The following is a 10,663-nucleotide window of genomic DNA, read 5'->3' as shown; positions in this document are numbered from 1 at the left end:
GACTGGGGATCCCACTGGGACGCGAACTCGACCAGCTCGTCCTCGGTCACCGTGTACGAACCCAGCTGATAGGTGTCTCCGATCTCGACGTCCTCCGCGTAGACGGTGTCGATGCGGGGGTCGACGGTTTCGTGTGTCACCGTTTTCCGGGCCTCCTTGCGTAACAGGGTCTTCAGAATGTTTCCGGAGTCCGATGGCGTCACAGCGCCCGTCCGATGAGTTCCTTCATGATCTCGTTGGTGCCGCCGTAGATCTTCTGGACGCGGGCCGCGGCGTACATCTGTGCGATCGGGTATTCCATCATGTAGCCGTAACCGCCGAAGACCTGCAGGCAGCGGTCGATGATCTCGACCTGTTTGTCGGTGCCCCACAGCTTCGCCATCGATGCGGTGGCGGCGTCGAGGTTTCCGTCGATGTACCGCTGAATGCAGTAGTCCATCAGAGTCTTTCCGGCGAGAACATCCGTCTTGCACTCGGCGAGAACGAACTTGGTGTTCTGGAAGCCGAGGATCGGCTGGCCGAACGCGTGCCGCTCCTTTGCATACTTGATGGCCTCGACCACTGCGGCCTCGGCCATCGCGACTCCGGCGACCCCGAGGATCAGGCGCTCGCGCGGCAACTGCTCCATCAGTTGGACGAAACCCTTGCCCTCGACTCCGCCGAGCAGGTTCTCGGCCGGCACCCGCATGTCGGTGAAGGACAGCTCGCGGGTGTCCTGGCCGTGCTGGCCGATCTTGTGCAGCACCCGGCCGCGGTCGAATCCTTCGAGGTCCCTGGTCTCGGCGACGAGCAGGGAAATGCCCTTGGCGCCGAGCTTGGGGTCGGTCTTGGCGACGATCACCAGAAGGTCGCAGTGCGTCGCGTTGGAGATGAATGTCTTGGAGCCGTTGATCACGTACTCGTCACCGTCGCGGATTGCGGTGGTGCGCACAGCCTGCAGGTCGGATCCGGTGCCGGGCTCGGTCATCGCGACGCCGATCACCATCTCGCCGCTCGCCATCCGGGGGATCCAGCGCTTCTTCTGCTCGTCGGTGGCGTAGGCCGAGATGTAGTGGGCGACGATCGTCGAGTGCACGCTGAAGCCGAATGCGGTGTCGTGAGCCAAGGCGAGTTCCTGTTGCACCACTGCCTCGTGACCGAAATTGCCGCCACCACCGCCGAATTCCTCGGGCAGGCCCAGGCACAGCAGACCGGCGTCGCCCGTCTTCGTCCAGAATTCGCGATCGACCTGGTGTTGCTCGGCCCAGCGGTCCTGATTCGGTGTCGCCTCCTTGCGGAAGAATGCGGCGGCATGCTTGCGCAGCACCTGCTGGTCCGCCGTCTCCCACGGGGATCGGTACCCCGGGAACAATTCGCTCATGATTCCTACTTTCCGGTGAACTGGGGTGGGCGCTTCGTCAGGAAGGCAGCCTGGCCCTCGCGGCTGTCGGCGGACTGAACCGCAACATGTAAATTGCGCAGGACGTCCGTCATGACTGGACCGGCTTGTAGATGTCGCCGTGCTCAGCCCGCATCGTCTTCTTGTCGAGCTTGCCGACGCTGGTGCGCGGCAACGCATCGACGAACAGAACCGTATCGGGCAACTGCCATTTGGCGAACTTGTCCACGAGCACGCTGTTGACATCCTCGAGAGTGAGATCTTCGCCGTCCACCGTTACCAGAAGCACGACCGGGCGTTCCTGCCACTTCGGGTGTTCCACGCCGATGACGGCGGCCTCTTTGACCTTCGGGTGCCCGACGATGGCGTTCTCCATGTCGATGGAGGAGATCCATTCGCCGCCGCTCTTGACGACATCCTTGATCCGGTCGGTGAGCTTGAGGTAGCCGTTCGCGTCGATCTTGCCGACATCGCCACTGCGCCAATACCCGTCGAAGAACTTGTCCGCGTCGTCGTCAAGTTTGTGGTAGCGCTCGATGATCCACGGTCCGCGTAGGAGCACCTCGCCCTGGCTCTTGCCGTCGTGCGGGAGGTCGTTGCCCTCGGCGTCGACGATCCGGATGTCGATTCCGCTCACCGGCAGACCCTGGCAGCGCTTGAGATCCCACTTCTCGTCATCGGTGAGGGTGCCGCGCAACGAGGGTTTCACCGGCCCGTTGGCGGCGACGATGGGAGTGGTCTCGGTGGCGCCGTAGGCATGGATCACGTCCGCGCCGGTGACCTCGTAGAAGTCGCGCATCAGCGACAGCGCCGGTTCGGTGGCTCCCGAGAGCAGACGCGACCGGCCGAAGTCGGGTTTGACATCGAGCGTCTTGATGTAGTCCATCATCGGCTGGAAGATCGCGGGCGCACCGTTGGCGACGGTGACCTGCTCCTTGATCATCACATCGACCAACACCGAGGTTTCCTCTGCCGTGTACCGGCCCGGCAGCACGATCTTCGATGCCGCATAGACGGCGGCCTGCGGCAGACCCCAGCACTGGCCGTGGAACATCGGGGTGATGAGCATCGACGTGTCGTCACTTCGCATGCCGATGTTCGACGCCAGGGCCAGAGTGTGCAGGTAGATGCCGCGGTGCGAGTAGTAGATGCCCTTGGGCCGCCCCGTGGTGCCCGTGGTGTAGCACGCACTGTAGGTGGATGTTTCGTCGATGACCGGCCAATCGATCTCCGCGTCTGCCGCGGCGAGGAGGTCCTCGAAGTGGTGAACGTTCTCGAGCGTGGTGCTGATCTCGGACATCGGCTTGTCCGACATCACCACCCAGGTCTTGACGCCCGGAGCGTGCGGGGCCAGCGCCTCGGCGACGGGGAGAAGGCTCTCGTCGACCAGCACGAGCGAGGCCTCACTGTGGGTGGTCACGTAACCGAGATCCTCGGGGGAAAGGCGCAGGTTCATCTGCAGCATCGCCGCGGCGAGACCGGGGATCGCCCAGTACAACTCGAAGTGGCGCTTGCTGTTCCAGTCCAGGATTCCGACCACATCGGCGGGACCGATCCCGAGCCTGGTCAGCGTGTTGGCGGCCCGCTTGATGCGTGCGTACGCGTCGGCGTAGGTGTACCTGTCCCAGTCGCCGTCGGCGGTGCGGAACACGATCTCCTGCTCCGGATAGGTCCGCGCTGCGTGCCGGATCAGCGTGGTGGTGTTGAGCTGGTAGTGGTCTCCGTGCGTGGACGGCAGACCCTTCACGATGTTGGTTGTCATGTCTCGTTCCTCGTCGCTTCCGAAAGTCTCAAATACGTTCGATGATGGTGGTGTTGGCCGTGCCGTGTGCCTCGCAGATGGTCTGGAGACCGAACTTCTTGCCGGTGCGTTCGAGCTCGCACAACAGGTCGGTGAGCATCCGGGCGCCGGTGGAGCCGAGGGGATGTCCGATCGCGATGGAACCACCGTTGACGTTGAGCTTGTCGTCCGGAATTCCGAACTCCTGCTGGAACATCAGGGGCACACCCGCGAAGGCCTCATTGACCTCGAAAAGGTCGATGTCGGCCACGCTCAGTCCCGAGCGTTCGAGCGCCTTGCGGGTGGCGTCGAGAACGGCGGTGAACTGGATGACCGGGTCGGCGGCCGCGACGGAGAGCGCCCGGAACCGGGCGCGCGGGACGAGACCGTTCTTCTCTGCGAACTCGCGATCGGCGATCAGCAGGGCCCCGGCGCCATCGCTCAATTGTGATGCATTGGCGGCGGTGGTGCGTCCGTCGGCTGCGAAGACCGTCTTCAATGACGCGATCTTGGCCGGGTCGAGGTGCTCGCGGATACCCTCGTCCGCGTCGATCACCGGACCCGACGGATCGTGCGGGTCTGCGGTGACGGGGACGAACTGGTCGCGGAACTTGCCGGCCCGAGTCGCGGCGAGCGCACGTTCGTGACTGCGAATGCTGAACGCGTCCAGCGCCTCCCGGCTGAGTCCGAACTTCTCGTTCATGAGCTCCGACGACGGTCCCTGTGCCATCAAGCCGCCGTCGTACCGCGCCAGTTCGATCGGACCGTACTGGGGTCCGAGCGGTGCGCCGGGCTGAAATGCCGACGGCATCGGCACCTGGGACATCGACTCGACACCACACGCGATCGCCAGATCGTAGGTACCCGCGATGATGCCCTGCGCGGCGAAGTTCACGGCCTGCTGGCCCGATCCGCACTGGCGGTCGACGGTCACGGCCGGTACCGATTCGGGGAAGCCCGCAGAGAGCACCGCATGCCGGCCGATATTCGACGACTGCTGGTCGTTCTGCAAGACGCAGCCCGCGATCACGTCCTCCACCAGCACGGGGTCGATACCGCTGCGCTCGACCAGATTCCGCAGGGTGAGACCGAGCAGGTCGGCGGGATGCCACTGACTCAGGACACCGCCGCGCTTGCCGACGGGTGTGCGGACCGCACCGACGATGACCGCTTCGCGAACTGTCACTTCTCGTCTCCTCGTGTTGGTATGCGTATGCCGGTCAGCGGTATGTCCGCTCGCTCGCCGATTTCTTCCCAATACGCGGTATCGCGGGTGGCGAAGGTTCGCTCGAGTTCTTCGCGTGTTCCCTCGATCCCCAGTGCGTCACGGATACGCGCGCTGAAATGCGGTTCGAGCGCGCCCAGTGCGACATATCCGTCGGCCGATCCGTAGATCCCGTACGTGGGAATCGCGCCTCCGAGAGGGGCGCCGACGCCCATCAGTCCGTGGCGGACCGCGGCACCCGCGTCCCGCGCGGCGTCGTCGAGGACCACTCGCCGGTGCCCGCCGGTTCCGGTGCTCGTCTTCTCCAGCAGTACAAGCAATGCGGCCGATACGGACCGCTCGGCACCGAGAAGATCGGCGATGGGGACCGTCGGCATCGTTGGGGGCTGTACGGTCCCGTGTGCTGCCTGATAGTTCAGGTCATGTCCCGGCAGCTCTTCGAACTCGCCGTCGTAGCCGACGATTTCCACGTGCGAGAGTCCGGGATACGTCAGGTGTGCGTCCGCGAGCCCGAGCCTGCGTAACGCCGAGGGCCGCATCGCGGTGATCAACAGATCCGCACCGGCGAGTTCGACGTCCAGCTTCTCGCGGTCGGCGGGCGCCTTGAGGTCGAGAACGAGGACCTGCTGATCGGCGGTGAGTTCGGCGTACCACTCGGCTGCTGCCGCCGCCAGCGCGTCACCCGATGGCGGTTCGACCTTGGTCACCGAAGCTCCGAGCGCGGTCAACCGCGCCGCTGCCACGGGCCCGGGAAGATTTCCGGCGAGAGAGACCACCCGCACGCCGCCCAGGATGTTCGTCATCGCGCTCCTTTACGTTTACTATACAGATGTATAGCACAGTGAATAGCTGTATAGAAAGCTGTAATGAATGTACTATCGCCTCGACGGAGGGGATGTATGGAATCGGAAATCAACCCACGAGCGAGCGTGGACGACTTGACTGCGAAGGCGCGCATTCGAAACGCCGCGATGGACCTGTACGCCGCAAACGGCGAAGACCGCACCTCCATGCGGGCCGTAGCCGGTGCGGCGGGCGTGACGGTCGGCTTGCTGGTGCACCATTTCGGGACCAAGGACGGAATTCGGGACGCGGTCGAGCAACTCGTCGTCGACTATTTCGCGCAGGCCATCGCGCAGGCGCCCCACACGGGCACGCCCCACGAGATCGCCGCGGCGCGCGATGCGTCGGTCGCGCGGATGCTCGAGACGCATCCGGCGGTCGTGAACTACCTCCGCCGGACGTTGCTCGAGCCCGGCAGTCCTCATGGGACGCTGCTCGAGCGGCTGACCGATTTGACCTACAGTGAGATCACGAAGCTACGCAATACCGGCATCGCCTCCACGCGACGGCGCGACTCCAGCCAGGTGATCGGCCTGGTGGTTCGACAGGTCGGCCAGCTCTTTCTCCAGCCCATGATCGACGCGATGTGGGAGCAGCTGGAAGGCCCGGACGCTCCGGCCGAAGGTAAGCCGGTGCTGTCGGTCACCGTGCACGACACCGAGTCGGACACAGGCTGACAGTCAGCAGCGTCGGAGAAATTTTGCCTTCACCAGCACATATCCGAGACGTCGGTGATAATGAGCTGTCTTGTCGGATACTGCGAGGAGCGCAGGTATGGCTTCTGTCGGCCTGGAGTTGGGTGTACTCGGTGGGTTGACCGCCGTGGTGGAGGGGCGCCCGACCGATCTCGGGGGCTTTCGGCAGCGTGCCCTTCTGGCTGCCCTGATCGTGGCCTTTCCGCGTGACGTCTCCGCGGAGCGGCTCCTGTCACAGGTGTGGCACGACGTCGACGACCCGAAGACGAGCTCGCTCCATTTCGCGGTGTCGAAACTGCGTGACAGGCTCGGCCCCGACCGTCCGCGTGGCGAGGCGGGGGCGATCGTCCGCTCGGGCTCGCGCTACGGACTGGAGGTCGGTGCAGATCAGATAGACGCCGTGCGCTTCGCCGATCTGGTCGACCGCGGAGGCCGGCAGCGCGAGCAGGGCTTCGTCGAAGAATCCGCCAGTTCGTACGCGGAGGCGCTCTCCCTGTGGCGGGGCTCGCCCTATGCGGACGTCGCCGACGCAGAGTTCACCCGGGCCGAGATCTCCCGGTTGACCGACCTCGAGCTCCGGGCACGAAAAGCGTTGTTGCAGATGCAATTGGATATAGGACGACACGACGAGGCCATAGGCTCGGCCGAGGAATTGGTGACCGCGCATCCGCTCGACGAACGGGCATGGGAGCTGTTGGTCATCGGCCTGTACCGTGCGGGACGCCAATCCGACGCGCTCGCCGCCCTGCGACGCGTTCGCGGGGCACTGGACCGCGACCTCGGCATCGAGCCGGGAACCCGGTTGCGCGAGCTCGAATCCGCCGTGCTGAATCAGGACGACGAACGGTTGCTCGTTCGCCGCGCGCCCGCTCGGCCGGTTGCGGTTTTCCCCGCCGCAGCCCCCGCGACTCCCGGTCCCTCGACGTCGAACGTGCCGATTCCACGGACCTCGCTGGTGGCACGTGAGTACGAGATCGGCACGGTCGGTGCGGCGTTGGCGAACTCACCATTGGTCACGCTCGTCGGACCCGGCGGGGTGGGCAAGACTCGTCTGGCCATCGAGGTGTGTCGTCGACTCGGCTCGACCGCCGACGGTCCCTGGATGGTCGACTTCACACCTGTCGAGTCGAATTCGTTGGTGATCACCGCGATCGAAAGCGCACTGCTCATTCGAGGACCCGGCACGATCGATCATCTTCTCGACACACTGGCCACTCGCTCATGCACGATCGTGCTCGACAACTGCGAACATCTCCTCGACGGCGTGACCGAGGTGGTTGCGGCGATGCTCGATAAATGCCCGGACGTGAGGATTCTGGCGACCAGCAGGGAAGCGCTCGCTGTCGACGGTGAGCAGGTGTACGAGGTGGAACCGCTGGACGAGGTCGCCTCGATCGAGCTGTTCGGTGTGCGGGCGGCGGGCGTCGTCCCCGACTGGAGGCTGAGTGACGCCGTGGCCGAACCGGTCCGGCGGATCTGCACCGAATTGGACGGCATACCCCTCGGGCTCGAGCTTGCTGCCGCTCAGCTTCGAGTGCTCTCCGAGGAGCAGATCGCCGAGGGCCTGTCCGATCGTTTTGCGCTACTCGGCGGCGGGGCGCGAACCGCGCCGGCACGTCAGCGTCGGCTCGCCGACACCATCGACTGGAGTTACCGGCTTCTCGGTGAGGAGGAGTCGCGACTGTTCCGCGAAGTCGGCTTGTTCGCAGGCAGTTTCGACATCGAAGGTGCTGCTGCACTCCACGGGGACCAGGCTCCGCTGGCGATACTCGAACCTCTTACCGCGCTGGTTCGGCGCTCCCTGCTTCGGGTCGAACCGGCTTCGTCGCCGCGTCGCTACCGCATGCTGCAAACGCTCAAGCAGTTCGCACTCAGCAGGACCGAGGGCGTGGAGCTCGAGAAGTCCAGGGCCGCGCACCGCGCCTTCGTCCTCGAGCGGGCAGTCGCCGCCGAGAAGCGGTTGCGTACCTCGGGAAGCGCCGAGGTGGTCGCGGCCCTGGGACGGGATCAGGCCGAGCATCGCGCCGCGGCCCGCTCGGCCCTTGCGGCAGGCGATCCCGAATACGTCCTGGAACTCGTCGCCGCGCTGTACTGGTTCTGGTACCGGCAGGGGCATATCCGGGAGGGACTCGAGATCATCCAGACCGCTTTGGATGCGGTCGAGTCCGTCGACCGGGGCGTCGACGACCGGATTCTCGCCCGTGTCCTCACCGGCCTGTGCGGGTTGACCTACCTGTCCGGGGATCCCGGGACCGCCGGCGACGCGGTGGGACGCGCGGCCGAGGCCGCCCGGCGAGCGGGTGATGCCGGGTACATCGCGTACGCGGAGTCCTGGCAGTCCTACTGCCGGGCGATCGTCGACGGCCCCGCACAGTGGGAGGCGCAGGCCCGCGCCTCCGTGGAGGCGTTGCGGCTCTGCGGTGAGCCGTGGCAGCTGGCGGAAGGCTTGATGATCGAAGGCATGATCCTCCGGTTCCTCGGGCGTCTCACCGAAGCGGGGGAGACTCTGAGGGCGGCGGTGTCCACGGCGGAACGGTGCGGGCACGGGTGGCCGGTGGGTTCCGCGTCCTGGACCTTGATGCGGGTCGCCATGGATTCGGGTGACCTGCGCGGTGCGCTGGACACGGTGCCCGTGATGCAGTCGGTGTTCGAGGCCGAAGGTGACGTCACGTCCTGGCTGGTACTCGTCCACAGCACCGCCGCGGTCGTCTCGACGGCGGGCCGGACCACGGACGCGGCTCGTCTGCTCGGCGCGGTCCGGGCACAGGGTTCACGGCTCGGATTCCAGCCGGAGGCGATGGACCCGATGGACGCTCCCCGGGAAGCAGCAATCGTGCGTGCTGCGCTCACCGCAGACGAGTTCGAGAAGTACGCGGCACTCGGTGAAGACATGAGCCGCGCGGAGGTGAACGCGCTGATGTGGAAGCTGTACACCGAGGAGTCCTCGCGGCTGCCCCGCGACGAGTCGGCAGTCGGATAGTCGGCGCTAAGAGCGCGCTAAGCGTGCGTTGGTGTCCTTGACGGGAACGTCACCCCAGCCAAGGAGCATCATGGTTTTCGCACCCGATCAGACAATGTCCACGCAGCCCGTTGCCGACCGGATTCGGAGTTCGGTCGCCGGCGCGGTCTACGGCCCGGACGACGAGGGCTACCGGTCCGCAGTCGCCGGTTTCAACGTGGCCACCGCGCATCGTCCGGCCGCCGTAGTGGTCGCGTCGAGTGCCGCGGACGTCGCGGCAGCCGTCCGGATCGCAGCAGATAACGGACTCACCGTCGCCGTGCAGGCCACCGGTCACGGCGCAGACGCTGCGCCCGAGAATTCGATCCTCGTCACCACCGGGCTTCTCGACACGGTCACCATCGACCGGGACGGGCGCACGGCCACCGTGGGGGCCGGGGTGCGCTGGCAGCAGGTACTCGACGCCGCCGCACCGCACGGCTTGGCGGCCCTCGCGGGCTCGTCCCCCACGGTCGGCGTCGTCGGTTACACGGTCGGCGGTGGTCTCGGACCCATCGCACGTACGTATGGTTTCGCCGCCGATCACGTGATCCAGATGGAGGTTGTCACTGCGGAGGGACAGCTGCGCCGGGTCGACCACGACACCGAACCGGACCTGTTCTGGGCACTCCTCGGGGGCGGGGCGGCATTCGGCATCGTCACCCAGATGACATTTCGGCTCTTTCCGATCCAGACACTCGACGGCGGCGGCATCTTCTACGACATCGCCGACGCCCCGGCCGTCCTGCGGTGCTGGCGGGACTGGATCGGCACCGTGCCCGACTCCGTCTCGAGTTCGGTGGCGGTGATCAACTTCCCACCGCTCCCCGAATTGCCCGAGCCCCTTCGCGGACGAACCGTCCTGCACCTGCGGTACGCGTACGTCGACGATCACGGCGACGGCATGGCGATGATCGCCCCGATGCGGTCGGTGGCCACGTCGATCATCGACACAGTAACGGAAATGATGTATCCGGCTCTGGCATCGATTCATGCCGATCCCACGCACCCGATGCCGGCCGTCGAACGATCTCGTCTCCTTCGGGAGCTGCCGGATGAGGCGCTCGACGCGCTTCTCGGTGTCGTCGGTCCCGAGGCGGGTCTGCCGATCATGCTGGCGGAAATCCGCGCCATGGGTGGTGCGCTCAGCCGGGCACCCGCGACGCCCAACGCCGTCGCGGGCCGTGATGCCGCCTTCACCCTCGTCGCCATCGGTGTTCTCGCGCCGCCGATCGCCGAGGTCGTCCCCACCGCACTGGATGCGGTCATCGACGCGCTCGCGCCATGGGGTACCGGCGGAGCACTGGTCAATTTCGCCGGCTCGACACAGGGAGAGTCCGCGGACCGGGTGGTGGCGGCGTGGAGTCCGGCGCAGCTGGCTCGACTTGTGGAGACCCGTGAAAAGTACGATCCACGAGGCGTTTTCGCATCGGCAGCGCGCTGGGGACGCCGGCTCGGCCAGGCGGCCCCGTAGAACCTGCCGATGCTCGCCGTCCCGGTGATGTAGTAGTACCCGGTCACCACCACCTTGCCTGCGCCGGTGTGGATTTCACGGCGATCGGGGTGCTGGTCGGAGATCGTTCCCGAAGCCCCGGTGGACAGGTTCACCCACGTGTGGGTGTAGCCGTAGCCCACCGGGGTCGGGAAGATCAGGCGGGACGACAGCAAGTCCGGGAATCTGTTACTCGATGATCAGCGTGTTCCAGAGCACAATGGTTCCTTACTCTTTCGCACTCTTCCGCGC

General features: G+C 65.8%; 7 protein-coding genes. 3 read left to right on the top strand and 4 right to left on the bottom strand.

Annotation, left to right across the window (positions count from 1 at the left end):
• Window positions 1-199: 199 nt before the first annotated feature.
• From WAW17_RS09425 to WAW17_RS09410, 4 genes are all read right to left on the bottom strand, one after another.
• Window positions 200-1,360 carry an acyl-CoA dehydrogenase family protein gene (locus WAW17_RS09425; RefSeq protein ID WP_422332717.1) on the bottom strand — a complete coding sequence of 387 codons (1,161 nt, stop codon included), beginning with the start codon at window positions 1,358-1,360 and terminating at the stop codon, window positions 200-202.
• Between the two features lie 109 nt (window positions 1,361-1,469).
• Window positions 1,470-3,140 (bottom strand): long-chain-fatty-acid--CoA ligase, encoded by a 1,671-nt coding sequence (locus tag WAW17_RS09420; RefSeq protein WP_422332716.1) that lies wholly within the window; start codon window positions 3,138-3,140, stop codon window positions 1,470-1,472.
• Between the two features lie 28 nt (window positions 3,141-3,168).
• A complete protein-coding gene (locus WAW17_RS09415; protein WP_422332715.1) occupies window positions 3,169-4,344 on the bottom strand; it encodes a thiolase family protein in 1,176 nt (391 codons plus the stop codon).
• A complete protein-coding gene (locus tag WAW17_RS09410; RefSeq protein WP_422332714.1) occupies window positions 4,341-5,186 on the bottom strand; it encodes a CoA transferase in 846 nt (281 codons plus the stop codon). The genes WAW17_RS09415 and WAW17_RS09410 overlap by 4 nt, the downstream gene beginning before the upstream one ends.
• A 96-nt stretch (window positions 5,187-5,282) precedes the next feature.
• On the opposite strand from WAW17_RS09410, the gene WAW17_RS09405 reads away from it, so the two are divergent.
• From WAW17_RS09405 to WAW17_RS09395, 3 genes are all read left to right on the top strand, one after another.
• Window positions 5,283-5,903, top strand: coding sequence for a TetR/AcrR family transcriptional regulator (locus WAW17_RS09405; protein WP_422332713.1), 621 nt, complete (start codon window positions 5,283-5,285; stop codon window positions 5,901-5,903).
• 97 nt (window positions 5,904-6,000) lie between these two features.
• Window positions 6,001-8,901 (top strand): BTAD domain-containing putative transcriptional regulator, encoded by a 2,901-nt coding sequence (locus WAW17_RS09400; protein ID WP_422332712.1) that lies wholly within the window; start codon window positions 6,001-6,003, stop codon window positions 8,899-8,901.
• Between the two features lie 70 nt (window positions 8,902-8,971).
• Window positions 8,972-10,393 (top strand): FAD-binding oxidoreductase, encoded by a 1,422-nt coding sequence (locus tag WAW17_RS09395; RefSeq protein WP_422332711.1) that lies wholly within the window; start codon window positions 8,972-8,974, stop codon window positions 10,391-10,393.
• Window positions 10,394-10,663: the final 270 nt, after the last annotated feature.

The sequence above is a fragment of the Rhodococcus sp. (in: high G+C Gram-positive bacteria) genome (genome assembly GCF_049286785.1).
GTDB lineage: Bacteria > Actinomycetota > Actinomycetes > Mycobacteriales > Mycobacteriaceae > Rhodococcus_F.
This window is presented reverse-complemented; position numbering and strand designations above follow the sequence as displayed.

Bases quoted from the DNA above. Each gene is read 5' to 3' on its own strand.
- WAW17_RS09405 (WP_422332713.1), top strand. From the start codon at position 5,283: ATGGAATCGGAAATCAACCCACGAGCGAGCGTGGACGACTTGACTGCG.
- WAW17_RS09400 (WP_422332712.1), top strand. From the start codon at position 6,001: ATGGCTTCTGTCGGCCTGGAGTTGGGTGTACTCGGTGGGTTGACCGCC.
- WAW17_RS09425 (WP_422332717.1), bottom strand. From the start codon at position 1,360: ATGAGCGAATTGTTCCCGGGGTACCGATCCCCGTGGGAGACGGCGGAC.
- WAW17_RS09395 (WP_422332711.1), top strand. From the start codon at position 8,972: ATGGTTTTCGCACCCGATCAGACAATGTCCACGCAGCCCGTTGCCGAC.
- WAW17_RS09410 (WP_422332714.1), bottom strand. From the start codon at position 5,186: ATGACGAACATCCTGGGCGGCGTGCGGGTGGTCTCTCTCGCCGGAAAT.
- WAW17_RS09420 (WP_422332716.1), bottom strand. From the start codon at position 3,140: ATGACAACCAACATCGTGAAGGGTCTGCCGTCCACGCACGGAGACCAC.